The organism is Streptomyces sp. A012304 (genome assembly GCF_026008495.1).
Taxonomy (GTDB): Bacteria; Actinomycetota; Actinomycetes; order Streptomycetales; family Streptomycetaceae; genus Streptomyces.
On the sequence record NZ_BQUN01000096.1, the window covers coordinates 217,192 to 237,459 of the forward strand.

16 protein-coding genes and 2 pseudogenes are annotated in these 20,268 nt (G+C 72.7%); 1 reads left to right on the forward strand and 17 read right to left on the reverse strand.

Annotation, left to right across the window (positions count from 1 at the left end; genetic code table 11):
- Window positions 1–702: 702 nt before the first annotated feature.
- The 11 genes and pseudogenes from ALMP_RS22015 to ALMP_RS22065 all read right to left on the reverse strand — a co-directional run bounded on the left by ALMP_RS22015 (window position 703) and on the right by ALMP_RS22065 (window position 11,285).
- Window positions 703–1,122: a hypothetical protein gene (locus tag ALMP_RS22015; RefSeq protein WP_264930876.1), complete on the reverse strand. Its 420-nt coding sequence runs from the start codon at window positions 1,120–1,122 to the stop codon at window positions 703–705.
- Window positions 1,123–1,190: 68 nt separating this feature from the next.
- On the reverse strand, window positions 1,191–2,372 hold the full coding sequence (locus ALMP_RS22020) for an SUKH-4 family immunity protein (RefSeq protein ID WP_264930878.1): 1,182 nt from the start codon (window positions 2,370–2,372) through the stop codon (window positions 1,191–1,193).
- Window positions 2,373–2,495: 123 nt separating this feature from the next.
- Window positions 2,496–2,986: pseudogene (locus tag ALMP_RS22025) on the reverse strand (phosphotransferase).
- Window positions 2,983–3,111 (reverse strand): hypothetical protein, encoded by a 129-nt coding sequence (locus ALMP_RS22030; RefSeq protein WP_264930879.1) that lies wholly within the window; start codon window positions 3,109–3,111, stop codon window positions 2,983–2,985. The pseudogene ALMP_RS22025 and the gene ALMP_RS22030 overlap by 4 nt, the downstream one beginning before the upstream one ends.
- Window positions 3,108–5,417 (reverse strand): xanthine dehydrogenase family protein molybdopterin-binding subunit, encoded by a 2,310-nt coding sequence (locus tag ALMP_RS22035; RefSeq protein WP_264930880.1) that lies wholly within the window; start codon window positions 5,415–5,417, stop codon window positions 3,108–3,110. Before ALMP_RS22035 ends, ALMP_RS22030 begins: the two co-directional genes overlap by 4 nt.
- Window positions 5,414–7,054 carry a 2Fe-2S iron-sulfur cluster-binding protein gene (locus ALMP_RS22040; RefSeq protein WP_264930979.1) on the reverse strand — a complete coding sequence of 547 codons (1,641 nt, stop codon included), beginning with the start codon at window positions 7,052–7,054 and terminating at the stop codon, window positions 5,414–5,416. The genes ALMP_RS22035 and ALMP_RS22040 overlap by 4 nt, the downstream gene beginning before the upstream one ends.
- Before the next feature lie 95 nt (window positions 7,055–7,149).
- Complete coding sequence (locus tag ALMP_RS22045) at window positions 7,150–8,043, reverse strand: xanthine dehydrogenase family protein subunit M (RefSeq protein ID WP_264930882.1); 894 nt, start codon at window positions 8,041–8,043, stop codon at window positions 7,150–7,152.
- Window positions 8,044–8,301: 258 nt separating this feature from the next.
- Window positions 8,302–9,930: a beta-N-acetylhexosaminidase gene (locus ALMP_RS22050; RefSeq protein WP_264930883.1), complete on the reverse strand. Its 1,629-nt coding sequence runs from the start codon at window positions 9,928–9,930 to the stop codon at window positions 8,302–8,304.
- Window positions 9,931–9,958: 28 nt separating this feature from the next.
- Window positions 9,959–10,216: pseudogene (locus tag ALMP_RS22055) on the reverse strand (carbohydrate ABC transporter permease); the annotation flags it as partial.
- 182 nt (window positions 10,217–10,398) lie between these two features.
- The gene (locus tag ALMP_RS22060; RefSeq protein WP_264930884.1) at window positions 10,399–10,680 is read right to left on the reverse strand and encodes a DUF3039 domain-containing protein; all 282 of its coding nucleotides are present in this window, start codon (window positions 10,678–10,680) and stop codon (window positions 10,399–10,401) included.
- 29 nt (window positions 10,681–10,709) lie between these two features.
- Window positions 10,710–11,285 (reverse strand): YqgE/AlgH family protein, encoded by a 576-nt coding sequence (locus ALMP_RS22065; RefSeq protein WP_264930886.1) that lies wholly within the window; start codon window positions 11,283–11,285, stop codon window positions 10,710–10,712.
- A gap of 253 nt (window positions 11,286–11,538) precedes the next feature.
- On the opposite strand from ALMP_RS22065, the gene murA reads away from it, so the two are divergent.
- Entirely contained in the window at window positions 11,539–12,885 is a 1,347-nt protein-coding gene (gene murA, locus ALMP_RS22070; protein WP_264930888.1) for a UDP-N-acetylglucosamine 1-carboxyvinyltransferase, read from the forward strand.
- Window positions 12,886–13,042: 157 nt separating this feature from the next.
- On the opposite strand, the gene ALMP_RS22075 is transcribed toward murA, so the two are convergent.
- The 6 genes from ALMP_RS22075 to ALMP_RS22100 all read right to left on the reverse strand — a co-directional run bounded on the left by ALMP_RS22075 (window position 13,043) and on the right by ALMP_RS22100 (window position 20,163).
- Window positions 13,043–13,324 carry an HU family DNA-binding protein gene (locus ALMP_RS22075; RefSeq protein ID WP_004000874.1) on the reverse strand — a complete coding sequence of 94 codons (282 nt, stop codon included), beginning with the start codon at window positions 13,322–13,324 and terminating at the stop codon, window positions 13,043–13,045.
- Window positions 13,325–13,613: 289 nt separating this feature from the next.
- Window positions 13,614–15,035, reverse strand: coding sequence for an NAD-dependent malic enzyme (locus tag ALMP_RS22080; RefSeq protein WP_264930899.1), 1,422 nt, complete (start codon window positions 15,033–15,035; stop codon window positions 13,614–13,616).
- Between the two features lie 357 nt (window positions 15,036–15,392).
- Window positions 15,393–17,798, reverse strand: coding sequence for a UvrD-helicase domain-containing protein (locus tag ALMP_RS22085; protein WP_264930902.1), 2,406 nt, complete (start codon window positions 17,796–17,798; stop codon window positions 15,393–15,395).
- Between the two features lie 74 nt (window positions 17,799–17,872).
- A complete protein-coding gene (locus ALMP_RS22090) occupies window positions 17,873–18,649 on the reverse strand; it encodes a zf-HC2 domain-containing protein (RefSeq protein ID WP_309299517.1) in 777 nt (258 codons plus the stop codon).
- Window positions 18,650–18,699: 50 nt separating this feature from the next.
- Window positions 18,700–19,221, reverse strand: coding sequence for a sigma-70 family RNA polymerase sigma factor (locus tag ALMP_RS22095; RefSeq protein ID WP_010039908.1), 522 nt, complete (start codon window positions 19,219–19,221; stop codon window positions 18,700–18,702).
- 339 nt (window positions 19,222–19,560) lie between these two features.
- Complete coding sequence (locus ALMP_RS22100) at window positions 19,561–20,163, reverse strand: ABATE domain-containing protein (protein WP_264930904.1); 603 nt, start codon at window positions 20,161–20,163, stop codon at window positions 19,561–19,563.
- Between the last annotated feature and the right edge of the window lie 105 nt (window positions 20,164–20,268).

A 20,268-nucleotide genomic window follows, 5' to 3' on the forward strand; every position in this document is an offset into this window, starting at 1 on the left:
TTTCAGCACGTCACGGTCCGCACCTCCGCGTGCCTGCGCGTGGGGAACGTTCGGACGGCGCTTATCTCGGCTCTGAGCCTCTCTTGGCGGGGCGGACGACAGGTACACGTGCGGCCGTCGCTCGACCTCTTCGGCCTGGTCCTGGCGCTCGGGCTGGTCGGGTCGCTGGGTGCTCTGGCTGTCCACCTTGGCGGTGTTGCGCGCTGAGTGGCGCGGGCCGCCGGAGCGGTGGCGGAGACATGGAGCGGCGGCGGCCCGTGGCCGCCAGCGCGCGCGGCCCGCCGCAGGCGGGCCGGCTTGATGAGGTAGTGGAGATTTCGCTGCGCCAAAATGCCTGCTCGGAGTGCTGAGGCGGGTCGGCTCCGTCTCAGTTTCCGTCTCATTCATGCCCGTCCGTTGCTCACGGCGGTCCGCGCCGCCGGTGGAAGCGTGGGGATGAACGTGGGTGAACAGCTTGGGATCACGGCCTGACCAGTACGAACAGACCTGCAAAGCGAGTAACGCGGGTTCGATCCCCGCCACGGCCTCCATACGCAAGTCCCCGACGGGGAGAAAGCGTTCACCACCGCGTACCTCCACGGCGGCGGGCTACCGGGCGGGGAGGTGGCCGAGGCCCGGCCTCACCGCTCCCATCTCCTCGCGGTCGGGTGCGCTCCGGCTGTGGTGGGGCTCGGGGCGTCGGATCGATCTGGGTGTAGGGCTTCATAGTTCCCGGATGCGCCACCACCACCAGCGGCCCGCCGTCCACAGGGGCACCGCTCCGGGATCCGGCAGGGTCCGGCGCTCGAACTCGGCGTCCACGCGGAGGACCAGGCGTCCCAGGTCCCGGCGGGCGCCGTGGGGCAGGTGGTGCAGGGCTTCCTGCAACGTGTCGCGGGCGTCCTCGAACTCGAGGCCCGGCTGCCACACCTCGGGAGCGCCCAGGTAGCGGCCCGGCCGCCTGAGCTCCCGCTCGCAGCGGGACAGGGCCCGCGCGACGGCGTCGGGTTCCAGCCGTTCGTCCTCGAGGCGGCGAACGGCGGCACGCGTCAGGGCGGAGACACCGGGGATGCGCTGGACGGGAACGTGTCTGCGTGGCCGCCACCGCTCGGCGCGCACCACCTTCGGACGCCTACGCGGCATCGGCCTTTCGGATCAGCATGCCCACACCCTGTCACGGGGCGGGCCGTTCCGCAGGTGGTTGTCGTCGCCTACGCGTACAGGCCGCCGCCCGCCTCGTCCTCGAACACGCCCGGCCAGTACCGCCAGCCGTCGTCCCCCGGCAGGGCCGGGGTGCGGTCGCAGGAGAGGGGGTCGAGCACCGCCAGGGTGCGGGTCAGGGTGGCGGCGAGTTGGTCGTAGGCCTCGGTGAGGTCGTGGTCGGTGTCCAGGGACTTGGCGTGTTGGATCAGCCAGAGGGTGACGGCGAGGGTGGAGATGTCGGCGTTCAGGGGGCGCAGCCGCGCGTCCGTGCCGCTCCAGGTGAGGACCGCGCCCGTCGTGCCGTCCACGACCAGGCTCGTGTCCTCGACGAGGTGGCCGAGGCGGATCAGGTGGGCCGCGTCCGCGGGGAGGGCCGCCTCGGGGGTGTCCGCCCCGTGTTCGGTGAGCGTGGGCAGGGGGGCGTCGGTGTCGAGGGTGAACCAGGCGCACTCCTCCGGCAGGCCCACCTCGCGCAGGAAGCGGCGGGTCGGCTCGTGGGTGAGGGCGGTGGGGAAGTCGACGTCCTCGAAGCGGACGATGCGGCGGGAGCCGAACTCGTCGTCCAGGAGGCGGGGCGGGAGGTCCAGGGCCAGGCCGGAGCGGGTGCCGGGGCCGGCGATCAGGGCGAGGGGGCGGATCACCGCCGCCAGCCGCCAGAACGGCGGCACCTTGCCGTCCGTACCGGACTCGTACAGCGCCAGGAGCTGGGCCGTCGCGTCCGCGACCGCCTCGGGGCCGTAGCGGCCCGCGTAGGCCGCGAACTGGCCACGCAGCGCCGCCAGTTCGTCGGCCGCCGTGGCGAAGCTCAGCAGCGTCTGGAGGGACGGCGCCAGGGGGCGGCGGTCCATCAGGTCGGGGCGGTCGTGGAAGAAGTACGTCGTGGTGATCTCGCCCGTGGCGCCGTCGAGCAGCACCGACTCCGTCTCCGGGCCGTCGATGCCGACGAGGCCTCCGATGACGAGCTGGTCCCGCAGGTCCTCGGCGAGGCCGTGGCCGGGGTCGCCGGTGGAGTCGGCGACCGTGCGCAGACCGGCCACGCGCAGCGTGTCGAACGTCAGCAGCGCGCCGACGCCCGGCAGCCCGGGGCCCGTCAGCCAGCGGCGCGTCGGCGCGTGTGTGACGTACGGATCCAGCTCGGCCTCGGTGAAGGTGATCACCGCCGTACCGGCGGCGGTCCCGGTCGTGCCCATCGGTTCCCCCGTGCGTGAAGTGTGCCGTCACCGGCGGCGGGCCGCGTCGCCCCGCCCGCCGCTGTTCCACTTCCTCGAACACTACGCGGCACCACTGACAACGGGCCCTCGCCCGAGTAGACGTCAGACGACGCGTGCGCGTTGCCTTCCCGCCGGGATCGCCTCCACCGTCTCCCCCACCCGTCGACTCCTTGGTGTCCAGCCACAGTCCGATACGCGGGGGGGGCGGGTGCGCAGTTCCGTGTCCAGGGCGGCGACCGTCCAGCCGGCGCCGTGGCCCGTCCTCGCACGGGCCGCCGCGCGCGCGGCCACCGCCTCGGCGGACGGCGCCGGCACCACCACGTGCGGGGGGCGGGTGCGGACCGTCTCCACATACTCCGTCAGGTGCGGGCTAAGGACGACGTCCCGCACGACCTGCACGACCGCCGTGAAGCCGGCGGGCGCGTACGTGTCCGCCGCCCGTGCCGACAGCCGGTACCGCAGACGCAGTCGCAGCGCGCCGACGCCCGGCAGCCCGGGGCCCGTCAGCCGGCGGCGAGGCGTTCGGCCAGGGCCTGCGCGACCGTCGACCTGCCCGACGCCATCACGCCCGTGACGAGGACCACGCCGTTCACGACAGGTACACGCCGCCCAGCACCACCACGACCGCCGCGCACAGGAACAGCAGGACCCACAGCAGCACCTTGCCCACGCCCGGCGGGGGTTCGTAGCGCTGCGGATCCGGCTGCGGCCCGCTCACTGCGCCGTCACCACCGCCGCCTGCGGCCTTATCGGCAGCCGGTTCACCGGGCGGCCCGTCGCGGCGCGCACGGCCGAGGCGATCGCCGCCGGTGAGGTCACCACCGGCACCGCGCTGACCGCCTTCGCGCCGAAGGGGGCGACGACGTCCCGTTCCTCGACCAGCTTGACGATCCGGATGTCGGGTGCGTCCAGGGCCGTGGGGAGCGCGTAGCCGGTGAGGTCGGGGTGGCGGATCAGGCCGCGCGGGGTGCGGAGGTTCTCGGTGAGGGCGATGCCCACGCCCTGCGTCACGCCCGCCTCGATCCGGGCCTCCAGCTGCGCCGGGTTGAGGACCCGGCCCACGTCCTGGGCGACCGCCAGCTCCACCACCCGCACCGAGCCCAGCTCGATGTCGACGTCCACCACCGCGCGGATCGCGCAGAACGCCAGGCCCACGAACGCGTCGCCCTGGCCGGAGGCGTCCAGCGGCTCGGTCGGATGCGGCCGGCACTGCGCCGTCGCCCACAGCTCCTTGCCGAGCAGTTCCTCGGCGACGGTGGTCGACAGGACACCGTCGTACGAGGTGATCTTGCCGTCGGTGATCTGGAGCAGTTCGGTGGACATGCCGAACTTGTGGGCCAGGGGTTGCAGGAGCTGGGTGCGGACCATCTTCGCCGCGCGCTCCACCGCGCCGCCCGATACCCAGGTGTGGCGGCCCCGGCAGCCCGCGCCCGCCGGAGGCTGGTCGGTGTCCACGGGCGCGACGTGCACCTCGTCGACGCCGAGGGTCTCCTGCACGATCTGGCGGGCCAGGGTCGTGAAGCCCTGCCCGGTCTCGACGGCCGCGCACAGGACGGTCGCGACGCCGTCCTGGACCTTGACCGTGGCCGTGGAGACCTCGTCCGCGCCCTCCGCGCCGAGCATGTGCACCATGCCCAGGCCGTAGCCGACGCCCCGGCGCACCGCGCCCGGCTCGCCCGCGCCCTCGGGGCCGCCGGGCAGCAGCCAGTCCTCCTCGGGCGTGTCCTTGGGCAGCGCCGGCAGCGGGAACTCCTGGACCGCCTGGAGGAGTTCGGCGACCGGCGCCGGGCAGGTCACCGTCTGACCGGTGGGCAGCACGTCGCCGGTGGCCATGACGTTGCGCAGGCGCAGCTCCGCCGGGTCCAGGCCGAGCTTCTTCGCCAGCTTGTCCATCTGCGCCTCGTACGCGGCGCACACCTGCATCGCGCCCTCGCCACGGACATGACCGGACGGCGGGTTGTTGGTGCGCACGGCCCAGCCCTCGATGAAGGCGTTCGGGACGACATAGGGGCCGCAGGCGAAGGAGACGGCGGCGGCCAGGGCCTCCGAGGAGGTGTCGGCGTAGGCGCCCGCGTCCAGCAGGATCTGCGCCTCGACCTTGACCAGCCGGCCCTCGGCGTCGGCGTGGTGGCGGTATCTGAGCAGCGTGGGGTGGCGGTGGGTGTGGCCGAGGAAGGACTCCTCGCGGGTCGCCGTGAGCTTCACCGGGCAGCCGGTCTTCAGCGCCAGCAGGCCGAGCGGCAGCTGGAAGCCCTGGTCCTCGCGGTCGGCGGTGGCACCGGGCACCCCGGTGACGACGATCTTCACCCGTTCGGGGGACAGGCCGTAGCAGGCTGCGGCGGTGTTGCGGTCGGTGTGCGGGTCGGTGGAGGCGAGGTACAGCTCCACGCCGCCGTCCGGGCGCGGTACGGCGAGCCCGGCCTCGGCGCCGATCGGGGCGGGGTCGGCCCGTCCGATGCGGTACTGGCCCTCGACGACGATCTCGCCGGAGGCGCCCGGGTCGCCGTGGTGGAGCGGGATGTGCCGGATCAGGTTGCCGTCGGGGTGCAGCGGCTCGGCCTCGAAGGCCTGCTCGGGGTCGATGACCGGGTCGAGCACCTCGTACTCGACGATGACGGCCGCCGCGGCCATCCGCGCGGTGTCCGGGTGGTCGGCGGCGACGGCCGCGATGGGCTCGCCGTGGTGGCGTACGACGTCGGAGGCGAACACCGGGCGGTCGACCCTGCCGCGTCCGTGCAGCGGGGTGCCGGGGACGTCCTCGTGCGTGACGACGGCCCGGACGCCGGGCATCTCGCGCGCGTGGGAGGTGTCGATGGAGACGATGCGCGCGCGTGCGTGCGGGGAGCGCAGGACGGCCGCCCACAGCAGGCCCTCGGCCCACAGGTCGGCCGCGTACGGGAAGGTGCCCTCCGTCTTGGCGCGGGCGTCGGCGGGCGGCAGGGAGGCGCCGAGGCCGTGCGGGATCGGCTCGGGGGCCGGGGCGGCCTCCGCGGGGGTCGTCGCGGTGGCTGCTTCGTTGCTCACGCCTGGCCTCCGTCCTGGGCCTGTCCGTACGCCTGGTCGTGCGGGTGCGGCTGCGCCGGGTTCTCGAACGCCGACGGGTGGACGCCGCCGGCGCCCGGACCCGCCTGGTGCGGAATACGGGCCTCGTCGCCGTCCGTCTCACTCCCGGCCGCCGCGTGCGCCTCGCGTTCGGCGACGACGTCCTTCACGGCCTGGACGACGCCCCGGTAGCCGGAGCAGCGGCACAGGTTGCCGCAGAGCGCCTGGCGGGTCTCCAGCTCGGTGGGCGCCGGGTTGCCCTCCAGCAGGTCGTGCACGGTCATCGCCATGCCCGGCACGCAGAAGCCGCACTGCACGGCGCCGCACCGGGCGAGCGCCCGCTGCACGTCCGAGGGCTGCCCGTCGGTGGCCAGGCCCTCGACGGTGCGGACCTCGCTGCCGGCCGCGGTGACGGCCGGGACCAGGCAGGAGGCGACGAGACGCCCGTCCACCTGGACGTTGCAGGCCCCGCACTCGCCCTGCGAGCAGCCGTCCTTGGCGCCCGCGAGGCCGAGGCGCTCGCGCAGCACGTAGAGCAGCGACTCGCCGATCCACGCGTCGGTGACGGGCCGGTCGGAGCCGTTGACGCGCAGGACGTAGGAGGCGAGGGGGTGCTCCTCGTGCGGGGGCGGGGTCTCCGGGGCGGCTTCGGGTTCCGGGGCCGGTGCCTCGTCCGGTGCCGCCTCGCCGCCCGGACCACCGGTGCTGTCCGTGCCGTCCACGCGCGTGGAAGTGTCCGTGCCGTCGTCGGGTGCCGGTTCCTCCGCCGCGTCCGCGCGCGGCGGGTCGGGCTCCGCGTCGGGGCCGTCGGACATCTCGGTGGGCGCCGGTACGGCGTCCACCGCGTCCGCCGCCTCGTGGACGGCCCGCACCGCCTCGTGGGCGGCCTCCGTGGCCTCCTGGGCGGCTTCCAGGGCCTCGTAGGCGGCCTCGGGGGCGGGAGCGCCCGGGGTGGCCTCAGGGGCGGGCGGGAGAGGCTCGTACGGCTGGTCGGCGGGGGCGTGTCCGAACGCGGGCGTGTCCGGCGCCGGCTCGGGCCCGCGCCCCGGTTCGTCCGCGCCGGGGCCGGGTGTGCCGGGCTGCTGCCCCCATCCGTCGCCGGACGGGTTCGCCGGTTCCGTCGCCCAGGGTGCGGGCGCGCCGCCCGGCAGTGTCGCCGGAGGGGCGCCGTTCCACTGCTCGACCAGGGCCGAGGTGGTGAACTCGCCCGACTCGTCCGGCAGGTCGCCGCCGGCGACCGGGATCGACCACTGGCCGGTCACGTCGTGGCCGGGGGCCGGGGCGGACTCCGGCGCGGTGTCCTCGAAGGCCCACTGGCCGGTCGCGCCGGGCGTGTACGTGAACCGGTCGCCGCCGGACGTCCCGTCGGCGGGCGGAGCCGGCCACTCGGTGCCGCCGGCCGGTGCCGCCCACCCGCCCGTGCCGGTGCCCGCCGGGTCGGCGGCGGGAGGCGTGGCCGTTATCCGCGGCGGCACGTACCCGTGGCCGGGCGCGGCGAGCGGGCTGTCGCCGGAGAGCAGGGCGTCGATGCCGCCCTCGGGAAGCTTCACGAAGGCGGTGGCGCCGTCGTCGTAGTCGCCCTGGGGCAGCGGGTCCCAGCGGCCGCCGCCCGGGGGCACGCCCTGTCCGTGCCCGTCCCGCTGTCCCTGCTGGTCGTGCTGGTCGTGCTGGTCGTGCTGTCCGTGCTGGTCGTGCTGGTCGTACTGGTCGTCGGTCACGACAGCGCCCTCCCCAGTGCTCGTCGGGCCAGCGCGGCGACGGTGCGCCGCAGGTGCAGTACGGCGGGCGGAAGCTGTGGCACGGAACCGTCCTCGGCCGGGACCGGATCGGGGATGCAGGCGGCGGCGACGTACTCGCCGAAGGCGTGCAGGGCCTCGGGGACGAGCGTGCGGCTGTTGTCCCAGTCGATGAGCCCGGCGACCCACTGCTCGGCGTCCAGGGGCCTCAGCGGCATCGGCGCTATGGCGCCGACGGCGCACCGGACGCCGCGCCGGGCGGGGTCGAGGACGAGGGCGACGGACGCGACGGCCCGGCCGGGACCGGTGCGGCCGGTCGCCTTCAGGAAGACCTGGGGGGCGTGCAGCAGCGGCACGCGCACGTACCCGATGAGTTCGCCGCCGCGCAGCATCTCCATGCCCGCCAGCAGGTGCGACACGGGGATCTCCCGGCGGGCCCCGCCCGGGCCCGCGACGATCAGTGTCGCCTCCAGGGCCGCCAGGACGGGCAGCGCGTCGCCCGTGGGGGCGGCGGAGGCGATGTTGCCGCCCAGGGTGCCCGCGTTGCGGATGTGCGGCGGTCCGGCGGCGCGCGCGGCGGCGGCGAGCGCCGGGATCAGCGCGGCGAAGTCCGGGCGGCCCATGCGCGCGTGCGTGAGCCCGGCACCGAGCAGGGCGTGACCGTCCAGGTACTGCCAGCCACGGATCTCGCTGATCCGGCCGAGGCCGACCAGCGCGGCGGGCCTGAGCTGCCCGGAGTTGACGGCCGCCATCAGATCGGTGCCGCCTGCCACGGGAACGGCGGCCGGCATGGCCGCGAGGGCCGCCACCGCCTCGTCCAGCGTCGTGGGCAGCGTGACGGCCTGCGCCGCCTGCGGTGCGTGCGTGGTCAAAACCGGCTGCCCCTTCCCGCTGCCCCACCTGGTCCCACCTGTGTTGCCGTACGGTACGTGCTGACAGGGCGGACGTGGCAACTCTGGCACATCTTCGTGAGGCCCGAGCGCGGGGGTCCGCTAGGAGGCATTCGCCCACCTCACCAGCGGGATGGTCCGGTTTCGCACGCCATCGCCGGTGTGCTCGAATTGCCACTCTTCGGTGACCCTGCCGGGGTTTTTCCGTGACGCCCGCGGTCACCGCCCGGCCCACCCGTCTCACCCCTCGGGGGGCGGCCCGTCGAGCGGCCGCCCCAGCACGCCGGGCCGCCGCTGCCACGGCCGCGGACCGGCGGGCGGCCGGTAGGCCACGCCCAGGGCGTCAAGTCGCGCGTAGTGGACGCCCATCCGCCGCTCGAAGTCCGCGAAGTCCCGCTCCGCCGGGGCCGGCAGGCCGCTCCAGGCGACCTCGGCGAAGGCGGCGAGCCGCGGAAAGGCCTGGTAGTCCACGCGCGCGTGGTCCTCCGTCGCCTCGGTCCACAGGTTGGCCTGCGCGCCCAGGACGTGCCCGGCCTCCTCCGGCGTCAACTCCGGCGGCACGGGCTCGAACCGGTAGACGTCCTCCAGGGTGCGCACGTACCCGATCGGCACCGGCTCGTCCGGGCCGCCGTCCTGCCGGTGGTCCAGGTAGACGTGCTGCTCGGGGCACATGACGACGTCGTGACCCGCGCGCGCGGCGGCGATCCCGCCCGCGTACCCGCGCCACGACGACACGGTCGCGCCCGCCGCGAGACCGCCCTCCAGGATCTCGTCCCAGCCGATGAGCCGGCGCCCGCGCGCGGTCAGCCACGCGTCGAAGTGGCCGATGAACCAGGCCTGGAGCTCGTCCTCGTTCGCGAGCCCGAGCTCCTTGACGCGGGCCCGCGCGGTGGGTGAGCGCCGCCACTGCTCCTTGGGGCATTCGTCGCCGCCCACATGGACGAACTCGCCCGGAAACAACTCCAGCACTTCTTCGAACACCCCCTCGTAGAAGCGCAGGGTGTTGTCGGTGGGCGCGAGTACGTTGGGACTGATCCCCCAGGTGTCCCAGACGGTGAGGGCGGTGGTGTCGATGACATCGGTGTTGCCGAGTTCCGGATACGCGGCGATGGCGGCCTGCGAGTGGCCCGGCAGATCGATTTCCGGGACGACGGTGATATGCCGCTCGGCGGCGTAGGCGACGATCTCCCGGATGTCGTCGCGCGTGTAGAAGCCGCCGTGCGGCTTGTCGTCCCACAGTGGTGAGAACCGGTGGCCGAATTTCGTCCGCGCCCGCCAGGAGCCGACCTCGGTGAGTCTCGGGTGGCGCCGGATCTCGATGCGCCAGCCCTGATCGTCGGTCAGGTGGAAGTGGAGGACGTTGAGTTTGTGCGCGGCCATCAGGTCCAGGTACCGCAGGACGCCTTCCTTCGGCATGAAGTGCCGGGCGACGTCGAGGAGGAGACCGCGCCAGGGGAAGCGCGGGGAATCCTCGATCACCACCATCGGCACGTGCCACTCGCGGCGTCCGGGGTCGATCGGGGCACGCCGGTAGACGTCCGGATCCAGCAACTGGCGGAAGGTCTGCGCGCCCCAGAAGACGCCCGCCGCGCTGCCGCCGTCGATACGGATCGCATATCCGTCGACGACGACGCGGTAGGCCTCCGCGGCCAGCTGCGGATCGATCCGCAGCACGATGCCGTTGTCGTTCAGCCCCTCGTCGAACGGCAGTCCGGTGGCGGCGCCGAGCGTGCCGCGCAGCCAGCGCGCGACCCGCTCGGCGCCGGGCCCGGCGTGCAGCACGGTCTCCTCGTCCAGCGGGTACAGTCCCGGCGTCGGCGGCACCCACCAGCCCTTGCGCGGCGCCGGAATCAGATCCTCGAAACCCATGTCGTCAGCCCTTCACCGCTCTGCGGAAGGAAAACAGTGTGTTCGGCTGACCGAAGTCCCGCATGAGGAGGAACAGCGGGAGCATCCGTGCCTCCGCGGACACCGTCCGGGCCACCAGGAACATGATCAGCAAAGTCGTCCGGAAGTGGAAGCGGAATCGCGTGACGGCGGTCGCGGCGAGAAACGCGATCAGCGCCGAGAAGATCACCACCGTTCCCGCGACGACAAGGCCGTTGAGGAAGTGACGGCCGAATTCCTGCTGTTCGAACACGCGCCGCGAGGAATCCGGGCAGGACGGGCAGCGTCACGGCCCCGACCGGAATTTCCCTCCGCGTTCCTCCGAGGGTGACCGGCCGACGCACTCCGCGCAACGCGGAGACGGCGGCAGAACCACGCGAAGGCCCTCAGGGCGCACCGAAGCGCGCCCTGAGGGCCTTCGCGTCGTCGGACCAGGGTCCGGTCAGGCGGTCACTTGTCGCCCTTGCCCTGGTCGTCCCCTCCCGAGTCCATGGAGTCGTAGATCTCCTTGCACATCGGGCACACGGGGTACTTCTTCGGGTCGCGGCCGGGCACCCACACCTTGCCGCACAGCGCCACGACGGGGGTCCCGTCGAGGGCGCTCGCCATGATCTTGTCCTTCTGGACGTAGTGCGCGAAGCGCTCGTGGTCACCGTCGCCGTGCGACACCTGCGGCGTCGGCTCTACGAGGGTCCCCGTACCGGTGCCGCGCTCGGGCTCGAGAGTGCTCATAGGCCCCAGGGTACTGAAGCGCGCGGACATCAGTTGAGCGAAGGGTCGTCCGGGTACGTCGCCACCATCGCCAGCTCGTTGCGCTGCCGGCGCAGCACCTCGCGCCAGAGTCTCTCCGGGGACGGCGAGGAGACGTCGCCCGGCTCGGACTCGACGACGTACCAGGCGCCGTCCACCAGCTCGTCCTCGAGCTGGCCGGGCCCCCAGCCGGCGTATCCGGCGAAGATCCGCAGGCTGCCCAGCGCGGAGGCGAGCAGCTCCGGCGGCGCCTCCAGATCGACGAGGCCGATCGCGCCGTGCACCCGCCGCCAGCCCAGGGGGGCGCCGTCGGCCCCCGAGGAGCCGCCTGGGATCACGGCGACGCCGAGCGCGGAGTCGAGGGAGACCGGGCCGCCCTGGAAGACGACGCCCGGTTCACCGGTGAGATCCGCCCAGTCCTCCAGGATGTCGCCCACGCCCACCGGCGTGGGGCGGTTGAGGACGACACCGAGCGAGCCCTCCTCGTCGTGGTCGAGAAGGAGCACCACCGCACGGTCGAAGTTCGGGTCCGCCAGGGCGGGGGTTGCCACGAGCAGCCGCCCTGTGAGCGAGGACACCTCGGTCATGCCAGACATGATCCCGCATCTTCCCGTCACATGGGGAGCCAATCGGGCTCAGCGAGTGAAGGCAGCTCAGGGCGCACGGGTGCGCCGTACGCGCACGTGCCCCGCCCGTGACGGCACGTGCCCGGTGGGGAACGGTTCGTGTTGTGACACAGCTATGACGTCCCTGGGCCGTCCTCGGGCTTACAGGACGGGGGTGCGCGGCGATTACTCTGTCTCTCTCCGGCCCTTCCCCATCCCATGGAACGCGAGATACATGACCGTCAACGGCTCTGACGACGTACTGCTTGTCCACGGCGGCACCCCGCTGGAGGGCGAGATCCGTGTCCGCGGTGCGAAGAACCTGGTACCCAAGGCCATGGTCGCCGCCCTGCTGGGCAGTGAGCCGAGTCGGCTGCGCAATGTTCCGGACATCCGTGACGTGCGGGTCGTACGCGGCCTGCTGCAACTGCACGGGGTGACGGTCCGTCCGGGCGAGGAGCCCGGCGAGCTGGTGCTCGACCCGACGTACGTCGAGAGCGCGAACGTCGCCGACATCGACGCGCACGCGGGCTCCAGCCGTATCCCGATCCTGTTCTGCGGACCGCTGCTGCACCGCCTCGGGCACGCCTTCATCCCCGGCCTCGGCGGCTGCGACATCGGCGGCCGGCCCATCGACTTCCACTTCGACGTGCTGCGCCAGTTCGGCGCGAAGATCGAGAAGCGGGCGGACGGCCAGTACCTTGAGGCCCCGCAGCGGCTGCGCGGCACGAAGATCCGGCTGCCGTACCCGTCGGTCGGCGCGACCGAGCAGGTGCTGCTGACGGCGGTCCTGGCGGAGGGCGTCACGGAGCTGTCCAACGCGGCGGTGGAGCCCGAGATCGAGGACCTCATCTGCGTCCTGCAGAAGATGGGCGCCATCATCGCGATGGACACCGACCGCACGATCCGCATCACCGGTGTGGAGAAGCTCGGCGGCTACACCCACGCGGCCCTCGCGGACCGCCTGGAGGCAGCGTCGTGGGCTTCCGCGGCGCTGGCGACGGAGGGCAACATCTACGTCCGCGGCGCCCAGCAGCGGTCGATGATGACGTTCCTGAACACCTACCGGAAGGTCGGCGGCGCCTTCCAGATCGACGACGAGGGCATCCGGTTCTGGCACCCCGGCGGCCAGTTGAAGTCCATCGCCCTGGAGACGGACGTCCACCCCGGTTTCCAGACCGACTGGCAGCAGCCGCTGGTCGTCGCCCTCACCCAGGCCACGGGCCTGTCGATCATCCACGAGACGGTCTACGAGTCCCGTCTCGGCTTCACCTCCGCGCTCAACCAGATGGGCGCCCACATCCAGCTCTACCGCGAGTGCCTGGGCGGCTCGGACTGCCGCTTCGGCCAGCGCAACTTCCTGCACTCCGCGGTCGTCTCCGGCCCCACCAAGCTCCAGGGCGCCGACCTGGTCATCCCGGACCTGCGCGGCGGCTTCTCGTACCTGATCGCCGCTCTCGCGGCCCAGGGCACGTCCCGCGTCCACGGCATCGACCTGATCAACCGCGGCTACGAGAACTTCATGGAGAAGCTCGTCGAGCTGGGCGCGAAGGTGGAACTGCCCGGCAAGGCGCTGGGCTGAGCGCGCGGAGACGCCGATGGGGCGGCCACCCGGATCCGGGTGGCCGCCCCATCGGCGTTTCTGCGCCCTCGGCGGACGCGCCCCTGAAGGAGCGCGGGGAACTGCGCGACCGGCCACAGGCGGCCCGCAGTTGCCCACGGCGCTCTCGGCGGAGCGCTTACTTGCCCTTGGCGGCTTCCTTGAGCTTCGAGCCCGCGGAGACCTTCACGCTGTAGCCGGCCGGGATCTGGATCGGGTCGCCGGTCTGCGGGTTGCGCGCGGTGCGAGCGGCACGGTGGGTGCGCTCGAAGGTCAGGAAGCCGGGGATCGTGACCTTCTCGTCGCCCTTGGAGACGATGTCGCCCACGACCTCGGCGAACGCGGCCAGGACGGCGTCGGCGTCCTTGCGGGTCACCTCGGCGCGGTCGGCCAGCGCGGCCACCAGCTCACTGCGGTTCATGTTGTTACTCCCGTGTTCATCTTGCCGTTGGGGCGTGCCGTGCGGCCAGGCCGCACATGTGGCACAGCGAAGCCGATGCGCTCGCGCCCAGGGACGCATCCTGCCCCCACCTGCGGCGGGAAAGCCAATCCGGCACCCGCAGGAGTCGTGAGAACACCCTTGGGAGTCACACGAAAGCGCCTTGCCCGGCCGCAACCCTAGAGGGGCGCCCGGGAGCCTCGGTTCCGCGACGCGCCGGTACGGGGGCTGCCGTGGCGATCCTCACAGCCCCCGCTCGGCCCGACGCCGACTACGACGACACCGTGGCGCCCGCCGCCTTCGCGGCCTCGCGCACCGCGCCGGCCACCGCACCCGCGACCTTGTCGTTGAAGACGCTGGGGATGATGTAGTTGGGGTTCAGCTCGTCCTCGGTCACCACGTCGGCGAGGGCCTTCGCGGCCGCGAGCATCATCTCGGTGTTCACCGTACGCGACTGGGCGTCCAGCAGGCCGCGGAAGACACCCGGGAAGACCAGCACGTTGTTGATCTGGTTCGGGAAGTCGGAGCGGCCGGTGGCCACAACCGCCGCCGTCTGACGGGCGATTGCCGGGTCCACCTCGGGGTCCGGGTTCGCGAGCGCGAACACGATCGCGTCGTCGGCCATGGCGGCCACGTCGTCGCCGTCGAGGACGTTCGGGGCGGAGACGCCGATGAAGACGTCGGCGCCGTGCACGGCCTCCTTCAGGGTGCCGGTGAGGCCCTCGGGGTTGGTGTTGTCGGCGATCCAGCGCAGCGCCGAGTCCGGGGCGGCGTCCACCAGGTCCTCGCGGCCGGCGTGGACGACGCCGTGGATGTCGGCGACGACGGCGTTCTTGACGCCCGCCGCGATCAGCAGCTTGAGGATGGCCGTACCGGCCGCGCCGGCACCGGACATGACCACGCGGATGTTCTCGATCGCCTTGCCCGCGACGCGCAGCGCGTTGGTGAGGGCGGCGAGGACGACGATCGCGGTGCCGTGCTGGTCGTCGTGGAAGACGGGGATGTCGAGGGCCTCGCGCAGCCGTGCCTCGATCTCGAAGCAGCGGGGGGCGGAGATGTCCTCCAGGTTGATGCCGGCGAAGCCGGGGGCGATCGCCTTGACGATCTCGACGATCGCGTCGGTGTCCTGGGTGTCCAGGCAGATCGGCCAGGCGTCGATGCCGGCGAACCGCTTGAAGAGGGCGGCCTTGCCCTCCATGACGGGCAGCGCGGCCTTGGGGCCGATGTTGCCGAGGCCGAGCACGGCGGAGCCGTCCGTCACGACCGCAACGGAGTTGCGCTTGATGGTGAGGCGGCGGGCGTCCTCGGGGTTCTCGGCGATCGCCATGCAGACGCGGGCCACACCCGGCGTGTAGACCATGGAGAGGTCGTCACGGTTGCGGATGGGGTGCTTCGACGCCATCTCGATCTTGCCGCCGAGGTGCATGAGGAACGTACGGTCGGAGACCTTGCCGAGCGTGACGCCCTCGATGCCGCGGAGCTGTTCGACGATCTCGTCGGCGTGCGCGGTCGAGGTGGCCGCGATCGTGACGTCGATCCGGAGCTTCTCGTGTCCGGACGCGGTGACGTCGAGGCCGGTCACCGAGCCTCCGGAGGACTCCACGGCGGTGGTGAGCTGCGAGACGGCGGTTCCGCTCGCGGGCACCTCCAACCGGATCGTCATCGAGTAGGAGACGCTGGGCGCCGTTGCCATGGCCGACTTCCTCTGCTTTCACGTCGCTGAGTTGTGCCGTCCGATCGTCGCACCTACCGCCGAGTAGGAGTTAGCCGCGCGTGGATTGCGAACGTTTTGTTCGCCACACATTCCAGGAAGCGCCAAGAGAAGAGGCCCACGTCACAGAGTGACGCGGGCCTCTTCCCGACGTTCATGACACCGACCCGCCATGCTCGCCTCGCGGCAAGTGGTCGCTCGTGGCGACGAAGGTTGGGCCCGGGGGCTTGGATCGAGCCGGTGTCACACCCAGGCTAACAAACGGATCCGGCAAGACCATTCCCGTCCGGGACAGTTCGCGGGAATCAATTGTTCGAAGCGGCTCCCGGGTCGTCCCGGTCAGTCTCTGAGGAGGTCCGGCACTCCCGCCGCGTCGGGTTCGTCGCGCTCCCCGGAGACGACCGTCAGCTGCTGGGTCGCCCGGGTCAGGGCCACGTACAGCACGCGCAGGCCGGCCGGGGACTCGTCGGCGATCTCCGCGGGCGAGACGACCACCGTCGCGTCGTACTCCAGGCCCTTGGCCTCCAGGCTGCCGAGGGCGACGATCCGCTCGCCGAGGCCGGTGAGCCAGCGGCGGGCCTCCTCGCGGCGGTTCATCGCGACGACGACGCCGACGGTCCCGTCGACCCGCTCCAGGAGCCGTTCGGCCTCCGCGCGCACGGTCGCGCCGAGCGTGCCCTCGACTGCGGTGAAGCGAGGGACGACGCCGGTGGAGCGGACCGCGGTCGGGGACTCGGCGCCGGGCATGGCCAGGGCCAGCACCTTCGCGGCGAGCTGGGCGATCTCGGCCGGGTTGCGGTAGTTGACGGTGAGCTGGAAGCGGCGGCGCGGACGGGTGCCGAGGGCCTCGTCGCGGGCCTCGGCGGCCTCGTCCGGGTCGGACCAGGAGGACTGCGCGGGGTCGCCGACGACCGTCCAGGTGGCGTGCCGGCCGCGGCGGCCGACCATGCGCCACTGCATCGGCGTGAGGTCCTGCGCCTCGTCGACGATGACGTGCGCGTACTCGGTGCGTTCCTGCGCGAGGCGTTCGGCCCGCTCGCGCTGTGACTCCTCGCGCACCGGCATCAGCTCCTCCAGGCCGGTGAGCTGGTCCAGCGGGTCGAGTTCGCGGCGCTTCTTCGGGCGGGCCGGGGCGCCGAGGATCGCCTGGAGCTCGTCGAGCATCGCGATGTCGTGCACGGAGTGGCCGTCGCGCCGGAGGGACCGGGCGACCCGGCGGACCTCGCCGGGAGTGAGGATGCGCCGGGCCCACCGCCCGAGCCGCCGTTCGTCCGCCATGGCGGCGAGCACGGCCCGGGGCGTCAGCTCCGGCCACCAGGCGTCGAGGAACGTGATGAAGGAGTCCTCGCCGGTGACGTCCTCGTCGAAGGAGGACCGCAGTTCGGCGGCCAGCTCGGGGTCGGTGTGCCGGCCGGCGGCCCCGGAGCGCTCCCACAGGGCGTCCAGCAGCAGCTTGCGGGCGCGGGGCCGCAGCAGGTTGACCGGGGCGGTCCCGCCGAGGGCGGCCTGCCGGATCCGGTCCAGGTCGGCGGCCTCCAGCTCCAGCCGCCGCCCGAAGGCGACGACCCGCAGCCGGGTGGGCGGTCCGCCCGGGGTCGCGGCCTGGCCGTCGTCCCCGAGGGCGAGCTGTCCCTCTCCCGTCGGCCGCGGGCCGCGCAGGGCGCCGGAGGCGGCCGGGCCGCGGCCGTCCGGGCCCAGTTCCAGAGCACCGCGGGCCGCCTTGCGCAGGACCTTCAGCATGCGGTGGGAGCCCTTGGCGCGGGCCACCGAGGGGGAGTCGTAGAGGGTGGCCTCCGCGCCGTCGACCAGGGAGCCGATGGCACGGATGGCGACCTGGCCCTCCTCGCCGAGGGAGGGCAGGACGCCTTCGGTGTAGGCCACGAGCAGGGGCGTGGGCGAGACGATCAGGATGCCGCCCGCGTACCGGCGCCGGTCCTGGTAGAGGAGGTAGGCCGCGCGGTGCAGGGCGACGGCCGTCTTGCCGGTGCCGGGACCGCCCTCGACGTAGGTCACGGAGGCGGCGGGGGCGCGGATCACCAGGTCCTGTTCGGCCTGGATGGAGGCGACGATGTCGCGCATGGTGTGGCTGCGGGCCTGGCCGAGGGCGGCCATGAGGGCGCCGTCGCCGATGACGGGGAGCTCCCGGCCGTCGAGGAAGGCCGTCAGCTCGGGGCGCATCAGGTCGTCCTCGACACCCAGGACCCGGCGGCCCTTGGAGCGGATGACGCGCCGGCGCACCACCCGGCCGGGGTCGACCGGCGTGGAGCGGTAGAAGGGGGCGGCGGCCGGCGCCCGCCAGTCGATGACCAGCGGGGCGTAGTCCTCGTCGAGGACACCGATGCGGCCGATGTGCAGGGTCTCGGCGATGTCGGCGGTGTTGTCGGGGCGCACCGAGCCCTCGGCGGGCTCCACGGCGGTGTAGGCGCCGTCGGGGCCCTTCTTGCCGTCCTTGCCGAGCAGCAGGTCGATCCGGCCGAAGAGGAAGTCCTCGAACTCGTTGTTGAGCCGGTTGAGGTGGACGCCCGCCCGGAAGACCTGCGCGTCCCGCTCGGCGAGGGCGCCGGGCGTGCCGACCTGACCGCGCTTGGCCGCGTCGTTCATGAGGAACTCCGCCTCGTGGATCTTCTCCTCGAGACGCCGGTACACCCGGTCGAGGTGTTCCTGTTCGACGCTGATCTCGCGCTCCCGCACAGAGTCCTGTGCGGGGTCGTGAACCGCGGTTTCCTGTTGAGCCTGAGCGGCCACCGGGCCCCCTTCTGACGTGCTGGGCAGCCGTCAACCGTACGCGAAGGGGGCCGGTGGAGGCGAGGGGCGGGCCCCTACGCGTCGATCTCGACGAGCTTCTTGCCGTCGAAGGTCATGACCTCGAAGTGGTCGATCTCGTCGGGGGCGAAGGCCGCGCCGCCCTGGACGTACAGGGGCAGCTTGCCCTTGTCGGCCGTGGCGCCGGGGATGCCGTAGCCCCATTCCGGGACGGACCAGGAGGAAAGCGTCTCTCGCTCGCCGTTCTTGCCGACGGCGATGAAGGAGCACTTCAACGGGCCCTTGACGTTCTTCAGCTCGATGACCGCCTCGGTGCCCCAGGCCTTCTCCTGCATCGCGACGGTGCCCGAGACCTGGGTGGACGGGTCGGTGCCGGAGACCTTGGTCTGGAGGGACTCGAAGACCGACTGGGCGGAGTTGGCGGCGAGGGTGCGGGGCGTCTCGCCGCCGCTGTCGCCGCCGGAGGCCGCCAGCACGGCCAGCGGTCCGCTGACGATCAGCGCTGCCGCCGCCGCGAGCATGAAGAAGGAGCGGCGCTTCTTGGCGGCGCGGCGCTCGGAGACCTCGTCGACCAGCCGGTCCACGATGCGCGGGCTGGGCTTGGCGGACAGGGACTCGCCGATGGCGGGGGTCCCGGAGCCCGGCAGGTCCGCGAGCGCGGCCAGCATCGGCTCCATCCCGGCGAGCTCGTCGAGCTGCTGTGCGCACCACTCGCAGCCCGCGAGGTGCGCTTCGAAGGCGGTCGCCTCGGCGTCGTCGAGGATGCCGAGGGCGTAGGCGCCGACGGTCTCGTGTTCGCTCGGGCTGGGAGATCCCTGCACAGATCCCTGCATGGGCCCAGACATACCCGAACCACCCGTTCCGAACCCCCCGTACATGCTCATCACGCCGTCACCCCCCGCTCCTCCAGAGCCAGCTTCATCGACCGCAGGGCGTAGAACACCCGTGAGCGAACGGTGCCGCTGGGTATGCCCAGGGTCTCGGCAGCCTCATTGACCGTACGCCCCTTGAAGTACGTCTCGACGAGCACCTCCCGGTGGGCCGGGGTCAGGTCGTCGAGCGCATCGGACAGCGTCATCAACCACAGTGCCTTGTCGATCTCGTCCTCCGCGGGGATGACCTCCAGCGGCGACGGGTCGACCTCCTGCGGCCGGGCCTGCCGGCTTCGGTGGCCGTCGATGACGATGCGGCGCGCGACCGTCACCAGCCAGGGGCGTACCGATCCGGTCGCTCGATTGAGCTGGCCGGCGTTCTTCCAGGCACGGATGAGTGTCTCTTGCACGACGTCCTCGGCGCGCTGCCGGTCGCCGGCAACCAGTCTCAGGACATAAGCAAGGAGGGGTCCGGCATGCTCCCGATACAGAGCACGCATCAGCTCCTCATCAGGTTCCGAGGGCTGGGACATGCGATGTCGGGCCCTCGATCCACGTTCATTGGCCACGGCCGCATCCTTGCGCACGCCCACCTCCGGTGTCCGGGGGTTCCCCCACTCGGTCGCTCCACCATCCGTACGGGAGAGGAGCGTTGCGTGTTCAAAGTGAGGCGACAGTTTTCTTCGAGGTGTCATGACGAGGGGGACATGGGGGCACATTCCCACCCCTCTTTCTTTACATTCCCGCCACATGGTCAAGTGGGCGCGCGCTGCCCATGCTTCCGCGAAGGTAAACGACGTGTAATCGAAATCACTTCGGCGGCGTGGTCGCGAACACGGCATACCGGACAGGGGAGTTGGGGCCTCCGTCCGTCACGCGCGGGCGAGGGCGGCCCGTCGGCGGTGCCGGGCGACCCGTTCGCGGTTCCCGCAGACCTCGCTGGAGCACCAGCGCCTGCGGCGTCCCCGGGAGGTGTCGACGTACACGATGGGGCAGTTGTCGCCCTCGCACTGGCGCAGGCCCGCCCGGGCCGCCGGGTCGGTGAGCAGTTCCACGGCGTCCCGGGCGACGGCGGCGAGCAGCGCCGCGCACTCCGGCGGCCCGTCCAACTCCCGTACGAGGCTGCCGTCCTCTCGGCGTACGGCTCGGGGGGCCGGGGGCGCGGCGCGGGCGACGTCGTTGACGCGGACCAGGGCGGGGGTGTGGTCGTACGGGGGCAGGGTGTCGCGGGTGAGCCAGTCCCGCACCAACAGGGCGATGCTCGCGCGCAGTTCGCGGAAGGCGCCCGGCCAGGAGGGGTCGGCGTGGGTCAGCGGGGTGCCCGGCGGGACCAGGCCGGAGCCGGTGATCCAGGCGCACAACGGGGCGAGGGCGTCGAGCCGTTCGCGGGGATGGGAGGTGGCGAGGAGGTCCAGGCAGAGGCGTCCGGCGTCGAACCGCAGGTCGTAGGGGGCTGTGGCCGTTACCAGTGCCATGTGCCTGTCACCGCCTTGGGCGTTCCTCCGGGAAACCCTTCCCTCCCACAGTGCCCGGCGGGACGCCGCGCCGGAACCCCTCGCACCGTTCACCCGCGAGCCGGC